A 15306-nucleotide genomic window follows, 5' to 3' on the forward strand; every position below is an offset into this window, starting at 1 on the left:
AGCGGCGACAAGGGGGACTGATGGAGTGGCGCTTGGCCTGTGGTGTCGATGATCTGGAGCCGGGGACGTCCATGACGTGGAAAGGCGCGGGGGAGGAGCCCATCGCGATCTACCGCACCGAGGACGGCGAGTTCTACGCCACCCACGACGTCTGCACGCACGACAGATGGTCGCTCGGCGAGGACTCCGACCTCGAAGGCGCCGAGATCGTCTGCCCGCTGCACATGGCCCGCTTCGACATCCGCACCGGTGTGGCGCTGTGCCTGCCCGCGACCATCGGCCTGAAGACCTACGAGGTCCAGGTCGAGGACGGCAAGGTCTACGTCCGGTGCTGAGGGTTCCGGTGGCTGGCACCGGCACTTCCCGGTCATCGTGCCCTGCACGACGATGTCCGCCATGGGAATCCTGATCGTCGGGGCGTCGATCGCCGGAGTGCGAACCGCACAAAGCCTTCGCAAGTCCGGATTCGCCGACCCCGTCACCATCGTGGGGGCCGAACCGTACCGTCCGTACGACAAGCCCCCCGTGTCCAAGGACATGATCCTGCCGGAGACCGACGGCGCCCCGGTGCCCCTGCTCGGCGCCGAGGAACTCGACGCCCTCGGCGTCGACCTGCGCGTCGGGGTACGCGCGGTGGCGCTTGATCCGGTGGCCCGCGTCGTCGTCACCGACACCGGTGAGGAACTGGGCTACGACATCCTGGTGATCGCCACCGGTGTCTCCCCGCGGACCCTGCCCGGTGCCGAGGGACTGACCGGCGTGCACACCATGCGCACCGTCGAGGACGCCCTCGCCGTGCGCGCCGCGCTGCCCGCGGCCCGGCACGTGGTGGCGATCGGGGCCGGATTCATCGGGGCCGAGTTCGCCTCCGCGGCGAGGTCGTACGGCGCCGACGTGACCGTCGTCGAGGCTCAGCCCGTGCCGCTCGCCCATCTGCTCGGCGCGCAGGTCGGGGCGCTGCTGGGCGGCCTGCACGAGGCCAACGGCGTCACTCTGCTGACCGGAACGCAGGTCGAACGCTTCGAGGGCATCGGCCGGGTGACCGGGGTGACCCTCGCCGACGGCCGGACCCTGCTGGCCGACCTCGTCGTCGTCGGCGTCGGCGCGACCCCGGCCACCGGCTGGCTCGCCACGTCGGGGCTGCCCGTCGACGACGGCGTCGTCTGCGACGAGCGGCTGCGGGTCCGTGGCTTCGACGGCGTCTACGCCGCCGGTGACGTCGCCCGGTGGCCGCACCCGATGTACGGCGTCGAGATGCGCATCGAACACTGGACCAACGCCAACGAGCACGCCGAGATCGTCGCGGCGGCGGTCACCGGTGCTCCCGCGCCCCGCGTGCAGCCGCCGTACGTCTGGTCCGACCAGTACGGCCATCGGATCCAGATCGTCGGCCGACCCGGCCTCGGACGAGCGGTGCGGGTGCGTCCCGCCGCCGACGACCACCAGGTCGCCGCCGTCTACGCCGACGAGGACGGCACGGTCGTGGCGGCCGTCGTCGTCGACGACCCCCGGCTGCTGATGAGGTTACGCCGCGCCGTCATGGCGCGCACACCGATCGACGCGCTCGACGCACCCTTCTGACACCGACCCGCATCGCCTCGCCGACCGGCGATCGGCGGCGCCCCACCATGTCGCACGCGTGTTCCCACCCCCTGCGAGGCGGCGGATCACGTGACGGGCAACCGAGAGGAGACAACGAGATGGCACTGACAGAGGAAGGCATCATCGAGGTTCCCGGCATGCACAGCCGCTGGGTACGGCTGGCCAGTGGCGCACGGGCGCACTACATGACCTCCGGTACCACCGGTCCTGCCGTGGTCCTGTTGCACGGAGGTCTGCCGGGCTCCTCCGGCACCGCGGGCTGGCGGTTCATGGCGCCGTTCCTCGGCGAGAACGGATTTCGGGTCTACTGTCCCGACATGCCGGGTTTCGGGCTGTCCGACACCCGCGAGGAGCACTGGCCCACCGGCCTGGAGAGCCACGTCGACTTCGTCCACGAGTTCGTCCAAGCGCTCTGCCTTGACCGGTTCCACCTCGCGGGAAACTCGATGGGGTGCATGAACACGGTCAACTACCTGGTCGCGCACCCGGAGAAAGTCGTCAGCTTCGTGCTGATCGCCGGTGACGTCGGCGATGTGGTGCCCGATGACGCCGTCAAGCCCTCGGCGAAGGTCGCGATCCCGAAGTACGACGGTACCGAGGAGGGCATGCGCGCCCTCATGGGGGCGATCATCCACCGCGAGGCGGCGATCAGTGACGACCTGCTGAAGATGCGCCACGCCGCCGCGGAACGGCACCGTGAGGCGCACGCCCGGCTCTGGCCGAGCGTGTTGCAGTACGGCCGACGTATCCCGTGGCAGGACCAGAACATCGCCGCGAGGCTCACCACCCGGGGCCGCCTTGACCGGCTGACCATCCCCGGCGTCTACCTCTACGGCACCGAGGACGTGCTCACCCCCGTCGAGTGGGGTTATGAGCAGGAGAAGGTCCTGCCGAACATCCAGTTCTTCTATCCGGGGGAGTGCGGTCACCAGGGGCAGACCGACCGCCCGGATCTGTTCAACCCGCTGTTCCTGGAGTTTCTCCGGGACGGCCGGATCACCCGCGCCACCGCCGACGCGGCCGGGATCTCGAAGAACCGCCCCGAGATCGCGTCGCTCGTCGAGCAGTCCTGAGATCCGGGCCGTTCAGAGATCCGGACTGCGGGGCGGTGAGATCAAGCCCGTCCAGCGGTCCGTCCGGCGATCCGGCCGGTGTTTCACCTCAGAGTCAGCACGGGAAGGAGCGCAGTGGTTTGACCGCCGAGACCGCGATCCGCTGGGAACGCGACGACCAGGGCGTGGTCACGCTCACCATGGACGACCCACATCAGAGGGTCAACACCCTCAACGAGCTGTTCGTCCGGTCGTTCGCGGCCGTGATCGACCGGCTGGAGGCCGAACGCGACACCGTCATCGGTGTCGTGCTCACCTCAGCCAAGAAAGGCTTCCTCGCCGGTGGCGACCTCAAACGGCTCGTCGGGATCGGCCCCGCCGACCGGCAGGCGTTCCTCGACGATCTCGAACTGCGCAAGTCCCGGATGCGACGGCTGGAGAGGCTGGGACGCCCCGTCGTCGCGCTCGTCGAGGGTGGCGCCTTCGGCGGTGGCCTGGAACTCGCCCTGGTCTGCCACCACCGGATCGCGCTGGACTCCACCGAGGTGATGGTGGGACTGCCCGAGGTGACGCTGGGGCTGCTACCGGGAGGTGGCGGCATCACCCGCACCACCCGGCTGATCGGCCTGCCGCGCGCCCTGCGACTGCTGGTCGGCGGCACCAGGCTGAACGCCCGCCAGGCTCACGAACTCGGCCTGATCGACGACCTCGCCACCTCGCGCGCCGAGGCGCTGGAGAAGGCCCGCGCCTGGATTCTGGCCAACCCCGACGCGGCCCAGCCGTGGGACCGGGGCCGACCGGCGGCGTTCGGTGACGAGGCCGGTGAGGACCCGGTCGTGCTGCAACCGGCGCGCGACCTCGCCCCCGCCGTCGCCACCATCCGCGAGGTCGCGGCGATCGCGGCGAGTGCCGACGTCGACACGGCCCTGCGTGCCGAGAGCGAGGGACTGGCCGACCTCGTCGTCTCCGACGCGGCGCGGGCGACCATCGCGGTGGCCTTCTTCGACACGGTCCGGACCCGATCGCGGCTGCGTAAGGCCGCCGGGAACGCGCCGGCCCGCACGCCGGTGCTGGTGGTCGCCGGGCCGGTGGGCCGCCGGACACTCGCCGCCGGCGGAATCGCGTCGGTGGCCGTCGTCAGCGACGGTGACGCCGCAGGGCTGTCCCGGCTGCGCGCCGAGGAGGGCAACGTCGTGCTCACCGTCGCCGAGCCGGGCGTCGAGCCGCCCGCCGGCGATCCGGTGCTCTGGATAGCCCCGGACCGGCTGGGCGACGGCGGATACGTCATCGAGTACGCGGCCGCGGACGAACCGGTCGACGACGTCGTCGCGCGGCTCGCGCGCACCGGAGCACTGGCGGTGCCGCTGGCCGACGGGGAGCGCGCGGGGTTCGGAGGTCGCGTCGCGGAGGCCGTGAGGGCCGCCGCCGACGAGGCGCGCCGTGCCGGGGCCGACCCGGCCGTGATCGAGCGGGCGCTGGTCGTGGCGGGACTGCGGCCCGCGCCGCTGACCGCTGCCCCCTGCGCGCGAGAGCCGGTGGCGACCGAGGAGGCGGCAGGTCTGGGCAGGCGTTTCGTCGCCGCGGCGGTGGCCGCGGCGGTGAGGCTGTGTGATGAGGGTGTGCTGCGCCACGCCGACGACCTGGACGTGGCCTCGGTACGCGCCGGAGGTGTTCCCGCCTGGACGGGAGGCGCCGGCCGCTGGTCGGCGGACGCCCGACAGAGAAGCAGAGAGAAGGAAGAAGAACGATGACCGAGTTCACGAAGCTCACGGCCGACGGCCCGATCCGGCACCTGATGCTCGACGCGCCGCAGCGGCGCAACGCCCTCAACCTGCCGATGCTGCGGGAGATCGCGGAGGCGGTCCGGACGGTGGCCGCCGACGACGAGGCCCGCGCGCTGGTGGTGAGCGGCGCGGGCAAGGCGTTCTGCGCCGGCGCCGACCTGAACACCATGTTCGGAGACATCGACCGGAGACCGGCGGAGATCCGCGAGGACCTCAAGCGGGTGTACGCGTCGTTCCTCGGTATCAAGGATCTGACGATCCCCACGATCGCGGCGGTAGGCGGGGTGGCGGTAGGCGCGGGCGTGAACATCGCCCTGGCCTGCGACATCGTGATAGCCGGCCCACGGGCGAAGTTCGCGCTGACCTTCGCCGAGATCGGGCTGCACCCGGGGGGCGGGTCGAGCTGGTTCCTGACCCGCAGGATGGGGACCGGGCGGGCGATGTGCGCACTGCTGGGTGCGGAGGTGCTCGACGCCGGGCAGGCGTACGAGACGGGCCTGGCGACCCGGCTCGCGGACGATCCGCTGGCCGAGGCGACGAGCCTGGCCCAGCTTTACGCGCGGCGTGACCCCGCGCTGGTGCGGGACTTGAAGCGGGCCGTCCAGATGTCGCAGGCCGCGGATCTGGACACGGTGCTGGAATTCGAGTCGTGGGCCCAGGCATCGGCCGTGACCAAGCCCCGCTTCCAGGAGTACATGGCGGACTTCCTGAGATAACCGGCTGAGACGACGCGGGGAGCACCGGATGAGTGAGACCACCGCGCTCACCGGTCCTCGCGGATTCGTTCCGGGAACCGGAACGGTGGCTTGAGGCCTGGCACGCACTGCCCGCACCCTGACCGGGAGCCAACCGGCAGCACGTTACGAGGAGATGACATGGCATTCCCCCGTACCTCGTCGGAGATCACTCTGCCCTGGCTGGCCGAGCTGCTCCGCGAGCACCATCCGGACGCGGCGGCGCCGGTGGCGTTCGAGACGACCCCCCTGAAGTCCGGGGTCGGCGAGATGGGAACCCTCGTCCGTGTCGGTCTCGGCTACGCCGACGGAGACCGGGGCGGACCCGCGAGCCTCATCGCCAAGTTCGCCACCGACAACGAGCACCACCGCGAGCGGGCCCAGAGCATCCGGCTCTACGAGCGCGAGGTGCGCTTCTACCGGGAACTCGCCGCGCATGTGCCGGCCCGGGTGCCCCACGCCTACCTCGCCGCCGTCGATGACGACAGCGCCCGCTACTGCCTGGTCCTGGAGGACTTCTCCGACCATATTCCCGGCGACGAGGTGCGCGGCTGCACGCCAGGGGAGGCGGCCCTGGCGGTGGCCGAGGTCGCCAAGGTCCACGCCGCGTTCTGGAACCGCACCGATGGCCCCGAACTGGCGTGGGTCCCCCGCCACGACGGCGTCTTCGCCGCCAACCGCCACCGGGCCGTCATCCAGGGATGGCCGAACATGATCGCCAATCATGAGGCGCGGTTCGGTGACCAGGTCCGCGCCTACGAGCAGGCGTACGTCCAGGCCTTCCCCCGGTTGCTGCGTCTGATGGCGCGGCAACCGGTCACCTTCGTCCACGGCGACCTGCGAATGGACAACCTGCTGTTCGGCCGATCCGGCCGGCCCGATCCGGTGGTCCTGCTCGACTGGCAGGGCAGTGTCGTCGGCCGCGGCGTCCAGGACGTCGCCTACCTGGTCACCCACAGCATGACCACGAACGACCGGCGCGCCGCCGAGAGCGGGCTGATCGACCTCTACGTGCGCACCCTCAACGACGCCGGGGTCGACTACCGCCGTGACGAGGCCGAGGAGCACTACCGCCTCGCCATGCTGTTCGTCTTCTCCATCGTCGTCGGTATCACCGGGGGCATGAACAACAAGGACCCGCGCGCCATCGCGCGCAAGAAGGGACTGGTCGACCGCGCGTTGACGGCGATGGACGACTGGAAGGTCTGGGATCTGCTCTGAGCGCTCCCAGCACGGCAGGACCACTCACCACGAACCGAAGGACCATCCATGCTGCTTCCCGCCGACGAGTCGATCCACGAACCCCCCCAAAGCGAGGCCTGGCAGGAGAACTACCTGTTCCACGGCTGGGACGAGGCGTTCGGCAACGGGGTCTACCTGCATCTCCAGTACATCCCGGCCGAAGGTCTCGTGGACGTGCGCGCCGCCTCGTGTGTCGACGGCGTGCTGACCTCGACGGTCAGGCAGCAGGCGGGCGGCAGTGCTTTTGGCGCCGACGGCTTCGACGTCGACATCGTCGTCCCGTTCGAGAAGATGCGACTCAGTTATGACGGCCGTGGCCGGGTCGGTCTGGACGAGTCCGGCTGGCTCTGCTCCGGGGCGGGGGACTCCCCGTTCGGCTTCGACATCGAGATCGGCACCCGTTGTGCGCCGATCTCGTGGCGGCCGATCACCACCGAGCTGTTCCCGGTCGACCCGACCAACATCTTCACCGTCGCCGAGCACTACGAGGTCGGCTCGGTGTGGAAGGGCACGGTGTGGAGCGGCGGCCGGAAGATCGAGGCGAGCGGCCTGATGTGGCGTGACCACTCGTGGGGCCGGCGCCGCTTCCGCAGCAACGCCGGATACTGGACGCCGGTCGTGCTCGACGGCGGTCGGCGCTTCCTCACCGCGCTGACCAAGCGCTATGAGGACACCTGGTACAGCTTCGCCGCCGAAGCCGTCGACGACCAGGTCGTCAACGTCTACACCGACTACCTCGTGCGGCAGAACACCGCCCACGGCGAGGTGTTCACCGACGCCAGTTCGCTCGCGGTGCGCGACGAGCGGGTGACCCGCTTCGACATCGACGTCGTCCGGGTGATGGGTGCCCCCCGCAACTGGGACGTCAACGGCCTGCCGAACTGGGGCCTGGTCGACCACGTCGGGCACGTGCGCTCGGGCGATTCCGCGGGCATCGGCTCGTTCCAGACGGCCCCGGTGTCGACCGCGTCGATCATCAAGGCATCGGGTTCCGGCGCGGTGCGCTGACCTGCGCGATCAGAGCTGCGCCCGTGGTGTTTCCGCGATCCGGAGGAGAGGTTTCCCGGGCGCGGTAGCAGGCTGCCCTCTGACACGTCAGCCCCGGTCAAGAGGCTGTGTCGGGCCGGTGACGCCGATGTTCCAGTGCCCGGAACTTCTGGTGGCTGTGCGTATTCGGTCATCTTAGTGTCCCCCCAAGTGGTCCAGGGGGCGCTCGCGCAGCGCGGTCCCGTCGACCTCCGAGAGGCGACAAAGAACCTGGGGCGAGGTTCGGAAATCCAAGTCAGTACGCGACTCGGGGCAGGGCCGCGCGAAGCGGTGAGAAGCTCCCCGATTCCAAATGTGAGGCAGCGGATGTTCAAGCGTAAGAGAGTCTCAGCAATCCTCACGGCCGGTCTGCTGGCCGTCGTGACCCTGGCGGCCTGTGGCGGCTCCGATGACGAGGTTGCCACCGGTGCGGCCAATGCCGCCGGTGAAACCAAGGTTCGGCTGCTGCTCGCCGCGGACACCACCGGTTTCGCCGACGCGATCACCGCCAAGAGCGCCGGCTACTTCGAGAAGAACGGGCTGAACGTCGAGTTCCTCCCCTATATCGCGAACTCGGGCACCCAGGTGCAGGCGGCCGTCACGGGTGACACCGACATCGTCGGCGGGGCGATCTCCGCGCTCTTCTTCGGCACCGCGAGCGATCGTGACGTCGTCGCCGTCGCCCGGGCGTCGAACACCCAGAACGGCGTCCTGCTCGCCAACAGCGACTTCGTCAAGGCACAGGAGGCCAAGGGGGTCACCCAGGCGTCTTCGGTCGAGGAGCGCATCAAGGCGCTTGAGGGCGCCAAGTTCGGCGTCGCCTCCCGCGGTCCCGGTAGTGAGGCGTCGCTGCGGGCGCTGCTGCTGCACTACAAGGTTCCGTTCGGTGAGAACAGCTTCGTCGCCCTGGGCTCGCCCGCCGGCCTGGACTCCGGTCTGAAGGCCAAGCGCGTCGACGCGATCTACACCGGCCTGCCCGGTGGCCTCAATCCGGTCAAGAACGACTACGGCGCGATCTGGCTCGGCCCGGCGGACTATGCCCAGACCGGTGCCTGGGACGCGGGCAACATCGCCTACATGGCGGCCGGTCCGTGGGCCGAGCAGAACCGCGAGACGGTCAAGAAGTTCCTCGCCTCGCTCGACGAGGCCCGTCAGTTGCTCGCCGACGACCCCTCCAAGGCCGCTGAGACGTATCTGACGTTCTCGCCGAAGAACGACGCGGCGTTGGTCAAGGAATCGTTCGAGATGATCAAAGCGAACTACGAGGGCGATGCCAAGATGACCGAGAACTACTTCGCGAAGAACAAGGCGATCTACGACATCTCCAGCGACAAGCCGTCGGCCCTCACCTTCGCCGACGGGGTTTGGGCGGAATAGGAGATGTCCTTCACCGGAACGCGGCAGACCACCACCGCCGGCGCCCACACATCGGGCGCCGGCGGGGACGACAACTTCCTCCGCGCCGAGAACGTCTCCGTCAAATTCGGCAAACGAGGCAAGAACGAAGTGCAGGCGCTGTCGAACGTCAGCCTCGGTATCCGGCGCGGGCGGTTCGTATGCTTCGTCGGGCCCAGTGGCTGCGGCAAGTCGACGCTGCTCAACGTCTTCGCGGGGCTCCTGCGCCAGACCGAGGGCCAGGTGTACTTCGACGGCAGGGAACTGGGCGGCGTCAACACCGGTGCCGGGTACATCACCCAGCACGACACCCTGCTCCCGTGGTCGACCGTCGAGTCGAACATCGAACTGGCGCTGCGGGTACGCGGCTACGGCAAGGCCGAGCGCAAGGCGCGCGTCGAGCGGGCACTGGAGAGCGTCGGCCTGGAAGGTTTCCGTACCCTCTACCCGTCGCAGCTCTCCGGCGGCATGCGCAAGCGGGTGCTGCTGGCCCGTACGCTCGCCTACGAGCCGTCGCTGATCCTGATGGACGAGCCGTACGGCGCGCTCGACGCGCAGATGCGCCAGCGCCTCCAGACGCAGCTGCTGGAGACCTGGAGCGCCGGTGACAAGACGATCGTCTTCGTCACCCACGACCTGGACGAGGCTCTGCTGCTCGCCGACGAGATCGTCGTCTTCGCGGCGCGTCCCGGCCGGATCGTCTACCGCACCGAGGTGAACCTGCCCCGGCCACGCGATCTCACGTCGCTCCGTACCGACCCGGGCTTCGGCGAGCTGTGGCAGGACCTGTGGAACCGGATGGACCACACGGCTCAGGAGGACGAATGAAAGGCAGAGTCGCGCCGGTTGAGGAGGCGGAACCGGCGCGGGCGCCCGCCGGCCGGCCTCCGGCCGCGGAGCCCGGCAAGCTTTCACAACGCCGTACGATCGGCACCCGGGTGCGGGAACGGATCACGCCGCGCGCCTTGATCGTCGGCGCCGGAAACATCGGGGTCCTGGCACTGCTCATCCTGGCCTGGCAGGTCTTCGCCGGTCGTCCCGGTGAAGGGCTCGCCATCGTCGACGAGTTCTACGTCGGCCGCCCCGGTGAGGCGTGGGCCGCGTTCGTCGGGTGGGTCGAGGACGGCACGCTGCTCACGAACACCATCATCACCCTGCGCGAGACGCTGTACGGGTTCGCGATCGGTTGTTCCCTGGGCGTCGTGGCCGGTTTCGCGCTGGGCCTCAGCAACATCCTCGGCGACATCCTGCGGCCGCTGGTCATGGCGGCGAACACGATCCCGAAGCTGGCGCTCGCGCCGATGCTGATCATGTGGTTCGGCATCGGTGAGGCGTCGAAGGTCGCCGTCGCCGCCCTGCTGGTCTTCTTTCTCGTCTTCAACAACACCTACCAGGGTGTCCGCGAGGTCGACCAGCACCTCGTGAACGCGTTGAAGATGCTGGGCGCCTCGCGGATGCTCATCCTGCGGCGCGTCACGATTCCATCCAGCCTGGTCTGGGTGGTGACCAGCATGCGGATCTCGGTGCCGTACGCGTTCCTCGGGGCCGTGGTCGGCGAGATGATGGCCGCCCAGGACGGGCTGGGCACGCTCATCCAGAAGTCCAGCAACGCTTTCCAGCCGTCCGCGATGGTGGCCGCGATCCTCGTGCTCATCGTCATGGCGCTGATACTCAACGCGGTGATCAGCGTACTGGAGCGGGTGCTGTTGCGATGGAGGTACGTCTGATGAACCTCAAGAACGATGCCGTCCTCTCGCCGGCGACCGTCGCCGATGTCACGGTCGGCTGGCTTTCCCCGATCCTCGCCGCCGAGGGGGTGGCCTCGCCGCTGACCGGTGTGCGTATCCAACCCCTGGGGGAGGGCGTCGGTGAGATGTCCCAGGTGGCGCGGGTGCACCTCGACTACGGCCCGTCCGAGTCGGGCACCGGGCCGGACAGTGTCATCGTCAAGCTCTCCAGTTCGTTGCCCAAGCGCATCGAGATGGCCGTCGAGATGTCGACGTACAAGCGGGAGTTCCGTTTCTACGAGACCATCGGCGACGACAGCCCGTTGCGCTCACCTCGGTGCCACCACCGGGAGATCGACGACGACGGGGCCCGGTTCGTCCTGGTCATGGAGGATTTCCCCCATCACATCCCCGGCGACGACGTCGCCGGGTGCACCGTGGAGCAGGCCGCCCTCGCCCTGAAGTCGGTGGCCTCGCTGCACGCCCGGTACTGGCGCACCCAGGATCCGGTGCTGCATCGGACGTTCGCCCGGCACGACGCGAGCCACGGGCCGTCGATCGCGGCGAAGGTCGGGAGCAGCTGGGCCACGATGATCGCCGACTTCGGCGACCTGCTGCCGGAGCGGCTGCGCGGCATGCGTGACGAATATCTGGCAGCCCTGCGGTCGCTGCAGACCTGGCTGTCGGAGGACGCCACCATCGTGCACGGCGACTTCCGGCTCGACAACCTCATGTTCGGCCCGCCGGGACACCCGGACGCGTTCGTCGCCCTCGACTGGCAGGGCATCATGCGGGCCAAGGGCATCCAGGACGTGTCGTACCTGGTCACCCACTGCATGGACACCGAGGTCCGGCGACGCCACGAGCAGGATCTGCTCGGCGTCTACAGTGCCGCCCTCGGCCGGCACGGGGTCACCTACGGTCCTGAACAGGCCTGGCACGAGCACCGGCTCGCGACGCTGCTGTTCTTCTCCTACGGGGTGGTCGTCTGCGGCTCGCTGAAGACGGACAACCCGCGGGCCCGCCGCCGCGCCGCAGGCCTGGTGCGGCGACTCGGCCAGACCCTGCTCGACCACGATTCGATCACGTTGATCGACGAGATCAACACGAAGGGGGTGTAAGGGGTGGTGGAGCTGACCGGTGCCGACGAGTTCGCGCACACCCCCGGCGAGGGCTCCTGGCAGGAGAACTACGCGTTCTACGGCGGCAACGCCGCGCTCACCGAGGGCCTCAGCCTGCACCTGCAGCACGTCGCCCGGGACGGGACCCTGGACGTACGCGCGGGGGTGACCGTCGGTGGCGTTTCCACGACCACCACCACGCACAGCTCCGGTGAGGACTGTTTCGCCTCACCAGGGCTCACTGTGGAGGTCATCGAACCGTTCCGGCGATGGCGGCTGCGCTACGAAGGCCGCGGCTTCGTCGGACCGGACGCCGACGGCTGGTACTTCACTCAGGACGGCGACGTGCCGTTCGGCTTCGACGTGGAGTTGACGACCAGGCACCACCCGATCTTCGTCTCCGAGCTCGCCGCGAAGTTGTTCGCCGACGATCCGGGCGCCCGCGAGATGGGCATCTGGTTCGTCGCGAACCACTACCAGGTCGGCGCCGAGTGGGTCGGCCGGCTGTTCAGCGGTGACACCGTCACCGAGGCGTCGGGGCTGCTGATGCGTGATCACACGTGGGGTCCACGCGACATCAGGATCGACGACATCTTCTGGACGCCGATGGTCTTCGACGGCGCCCGGCGCTTCATCGCCTCCAGTTGTGCCCTCTACGACGGGGTTTGGCGCAGCTACTTCATCGAAGCCGACGAGACCGGCATCGTGCACGTGCTCCCGGACTACCGGGTCCGCACGAACGCCGTCGCATCCCGGCCGGCCTTCACCGCGGCCGACTCCATCGCCGTCGGCGACGGGGTCGTGCGCCGCTTCACCCATCCACGCGGCGTACACGTTCCGGCCGGACGCAAGAAGACATTCCAGGGCAGCACCCGCGGCCTGGTCAACTTCCTGGCCGAGGTGCACTCCGACGCTTCTGTGGGGTTCGGCACGGTCCAGTACGTGCCGATCACGCCTTGACCGTCGGTGGGGGTTCCGAACACCAGAACTCGAAGTGGTCTGCCGTTCCGGAACCCCAGAGCATGGCCTCACGTGACAACCGGCCGTCCGTACGCGACCCGGGCGGTCCGCCTTCCCGACTCGCAGAGGATTCAACATGGCAGACGTGATCGGTCTGGGCATGACCCACTACCCGATGGTGGCCACGGACAACGCGAACATGGCGAGCCTGCTTCGCGGAACGCTGAAGGACCCCGACATCCCGGCCGACCGTAAGGATCCGAAGAACTGGTCCGAGCAGGCGCGGCGTGAATGGGGCGACGACGCCGGAGCCGCCGCGGCGCAGGGGCACCGTGAGGCGCTGCGCGCCGGCTTCGACCGCATCCGGGCCGAGCTCGACGAGTTCCAGCCGGACGTGATGGTGGTCTGGGGCGACGACCAGTACGAGAACTTCCGCGAGGAGGTCGTCCCGTCGTTCTGCGTGCTGGCCTACCAGGACACCGTCGTGGACCCGCTGGCGCTGCTTCGCAAGCGCAACCATCCGAACGCGTGGGGCCTGCCCGACGAGGGCCAGAGCTTCGTCATGCGGGGCCGGCCGGACTTCGCCAAGCGGCTCGTCACCGACGTGATCAACTCAGGTTTCGACATCGCCTACTCGTACGAGAAACGCAGCGGGATCAACTTCCCGCACGCCTTCGCCAACACCCAGCTCTTCCTCGACTGGGACAACGTCGGCAAGGAGTTCCCGTACCCGATCGTGCCGATCGCGGTGAACTGCTACGGCGAGCACGTCATCGCCCGCCAGGGCGGCATCGCCCGCTTCGCCGACATCAACGCCGGTGAGGACCTGGACCCGCCGGGGCCGTCGCCGCTGCGCTGCTTCGAGCTGGGCCGGGCCGTCGGCCGGTCCGTGCGCGCCGGCGGTCGGCGAGTGGCGCTGGTCGCCTCGTCGAGCTGGTCGCACGCCTTCCTCAACGACAAGGACTGGCACCTGCGTCCGGACACCGAGGCCGACCTGCGGCTCTACGACGCCCTGGTGGCGGGCGACTACGACACCTGGCGCGCGGCCACCACCGGCGAGGTCGTCGCAGCGGGCCAGCACGAGATGCTGAACTGGTTCTGCCTGCTCGGGGCCATGTCGGAGCTGGGACTGGAGCTGCGGTGGAGCGAATTCGTCACCACCGAGGTCTTCAACTCCAACAAGGCATTCGCCGTCTACCGCTGAGCGGAGAAACATTCCATGACTGAGACGACAGCCGTGAGGCCGGCCGCTGCCCCGGTCTCCGACGCGGAGCTGCGCGCGGTGGAGCGGTACCTGTTCCAGGACGCCGATCTGCTCGACGAATGGCGGTTGCACGAGTGGCTCGGGCGTTTCGCGCTCGAATGCCGCTATCTGGTGCCCTCCACGGACCTGCCGGACGGAGATCCGAGCCGGCACCTGTTCCTGGTGCAGGACGACCGGTTCCTGCTGGAGCAGCGGGTGAACTCGCTGCTGACCCGGTCGGCGCACGCCGAGTACCCGCATTCGAAGACGCGGCGGCTGATCACCAACATCCGGGCCGTCGACGAGGGCGACGACCGGCTGACGGTGCACGCCAACTTCGCGATCTATCGCACGCGCCCGGGGGTGTTCGACACCTACGTCGGCCGGTATCGGCACGTGCTGCGCCGTGACGCGGAGCACGGTTTCGTCTTCACGGAGCGGCGAGCGATTCTGGACCTCGACACGCTGCGCCCGCAGGGAAAGGTGAGCATCATCCTGTGAACAGGTTGGCGGGACGTATCGCGATCGTGACCGGTGCCAGCCCGAACATCGGCGGCGCGCTGGCCCGCGGGCTGGCGGCCGAAGGCGCCAAGGTCGTCTGCACGGATCTGTCGGCGGCCACCGCCGAGGCGTGCGCGAAGAGCATCGTCGAGGCCGGGGGGCAGGCGCTGGCCGTGGCCGGCGACGTCACCGACCCGGCGCACAGCGAGGAGGCCGTCGCCCTGGCGGTCTCGAACTGGGGCGGGGTCGACATCCTCGTCAACAACGCCGTTCTGTTCAACCAGAAAGGCATCCTGACGATGCCGATCGAGCAGTACCGGCGTCAGTTGGACGTCATTCTCTCCGGTGCCTTCCTGTTCACCCGCGCCGCCGCGAAGGCGATGATCGCGGCCGGTTCGCCGGGCAGCGTCGTCAACGTGCTGTCGACGGCGGCATGGCAGGGGCAGCCGGGCAACATCGGATACTCGACCGGCAAGAGCGGTCTGATCAACTTCACCCGGTCGGCGGCGATGGAGCTGGCCGAGCACCGCATCCGGGTGAACGCGTTCACCCCGACGGCGACCAAACCGGTCGACCCGGTCAGCATCGAGAGGACGGCGAAGATCAAGGCGACCTCGGCCCGCGACTACACGATGGATTTCGTGGGCCTGATGCCGTGGCATCGGCTACCGGTGCCCGATGACTACGTGCCGACGGTGGTCTTCCTGGCCTCTGACGAGTCCGCCATGATCAACGGAACGAACATCACCGTCGACGCGGGTGCCACGGCCAAGTACTGGCCCTGGAACCCGCACGGCGCCTAGGTCACGCGCAGGTGCCGGACCGTGAGGATCTTGGCGCCGGCAGGGCGCCGCGCCCCGCTCGGACTGGGGGCGCACACCGGTTCGCCGCAGAGTTCCGGCTGCTGAGACGGGAGATG

The 15306-nt window shown here is 69.1% G+C and carries 15 protein-coding genes; all 15 read left to right on the plus strand.

From position 1 onward, the window contains the following. The first annotated feature begins 20 nt into the window (after positions 1–20). The 15 genes from ACIBH4_RS21670 (at position 21) to ACIBH4_RS21740 (ending at position 15190) form a co-directional block, all read left to right on the plus strand. Positions 21–335, plus strand: a complete 315-nt coding sequence (locus tag ACIBH4_RS21670; RefSeq protein ID WP_362517113.1) for a non-heme iron oxygenase ferredoxin subunit — start codon at positions 21–23, stop codon at positions 333–335. A gap of 61 nt (positions 336–396) precedes the next feature. Then, positions 397–1581, plus strand: coding sequence for an FAD-dependent oxidoreductase (locus ACIBH4_RS21675; RefSeq protein ID WP_362767580.1), 1185 nt, complete (start codon positions 397–399; stop codon positions 1579–1581). 119 nt (positions 1582–1700) lie between these two features. Next, positions 1701–2675, plus strand: a complete 975-nt coding sequence (locus tag ACIBH4_RS21680; RefSeq protein ID WP_362517107.1) for an alpha/beta hydrolase — start codon at positions 1701–1703, stop codon at positions 2673–2675. Between the two features lie 119 nt (positions 2676–2794). Next, a complete protein-coding gene (locus ACIBH4_RS21685) occupies positions 2795–4405 on the plus strand; it encodes an enoyl-CoA hydratase-related protein (RefSeq protein WP_362767577.1) in 1611 nt (536 codons plus the stop codon). Next, positions 4402–5154, plus strand: a complete 753-nt coding sequence (locus ACIBH4_RS21690) for an enoyl-CoA hydratase (protein WP_362517101.1) — start codon at positions 4402–4404, stop codon at positions 5152–5154. The genes ACIBH4_RS21685 and ACIBH4_RS21690 overlap by 4 nt, the downstream gene beginning before the upstream one ends. Before the next feature lie 159 nt (positions 5155–5313). Further along, entirely contained in the window at positions 5314–6393 is a 1080-nt protein-coding gene (locus ACIBH4_RS21695) for a phosphotransferase (protein ID WP_362517098.1), read from the plus strand. 48 nt (positions 6394–6441) lie between these two features. Further along, positions 6442–7422: a hypothetical protein gene (locus tag ACIBH4_RS21700; RefSeq protein ID WP_362517095.1), complete on the plus strand. Its 981-nt coding sequence runs from the start codon at positions 6442–6444 to the stop codon at positions 7420–7422. 345 nt (positions 7423–7767) lie between these two features. Further along, on the plus strand, positions 7768–8817 hold the full coding sequence (locus ACIBH4_RS21705) for an ABC transporter substrate-binding protein (RefSeq protein ID WP_362767574.1): 1050 nt from the start codon (positions 7768–7770) through the stop codon (positions 8815–8817). 3 nt (positions 8818–8820) lie between these two features. Next, entirely contained in the window at positions 8821–9663 is an 843-nt protein-coding gene (locus ACIBH4_RS21710) for an ABC transporter ATP-binding protein (protein ID WP_362517089.1), read from the plus strand. Next, positions 9660–10562: an ABC transporter permease gene (locus ACIBH4_RS21715; protein ID WP_362517085.1), complete on the plus strand. Its 903-nt coding sequence runs from the start codon at positions 9660–9662 to the stop codon at positions 10560–10562. The genes ACIBH4_RS21710 and ACIBH4_RS21715 overlap by 4 nt, the downstream gene beginning before the upstream one ends. Next, positions 10562–11683, plus strand: a complete 1122-nt coding sequence (locus ACIBH4_RS21720; RefSeq protein WP_362767571.1) for a phosphotransferase — start codon at positions 10562–10564, stop codon at positions 11681–11683. Before ACIBH4_RS21715 ends, ACIBH4_RS21720 begins: the two co-directional genes overlap by 1 nt. A 3-nt stretch (positions 11684–11686) precedes the next feature. Beyond that, on the plus strand, positions 11687–12643 hold the full coding sequence (locus ACIBH4_RS21725; RefSeq protein ID WP_362517079.1) for a hypothetical protein: 957 nt from the start codon (positions 11687–11689) through the stop codon (positions 12641–12643). Between the two features lie 136 nt (positions 12644–12779). Continuing rightward, the gene (locus tag ACIBH4_RS21730; RefSeq protein WP_362517076.1) at positions 12780–13847 is read left to right on the plus strand and encodes a hypothetical protein; all 1068 of its coding nucleotides are present in this window, start codon (positions 12780–12782) and stop codon (positions 13845–13847) included. A 15-nt stretch (positions 13848–13862) separates the two neighbouring features. After that, positions 13863–14387, plus strand: coding sequence for an aromatic-ring-hydroxylating dioxygenase subunit beta (locus ACIBH4_RS21735; RefSeq protein WP_362517073.1), 525 nt, complete (start codon positions 13863–13865; stop codon positions 14385–14387). Then, the gene (locus ACIBH4_RS21740; protein ID WP_362767568.1) at positions 14384–15190 is read left to right on the plus strand and encodes an SDR family oxidoreductase; all 807 of its coding nucleotides are present in this window, start codon (positions 14384–14386) and stop codon (positions 15188–15190) included. Before ACIBH4_RS21735 ends, ACIBH4_RS21740 begins: the two co-directional genes overlap by 4 nt. Positions 15191–15306 lie beyond the last annotated feature (116 nt).

This window comes from Streptosporangium sp. NPDC050284 (assembly GCF_044459525.1).
GTDB lineage: Bacteria > Actinomycetota > Actinomycetes > Streptosporangiales > Streptosporangiaceae > Streptosporangium.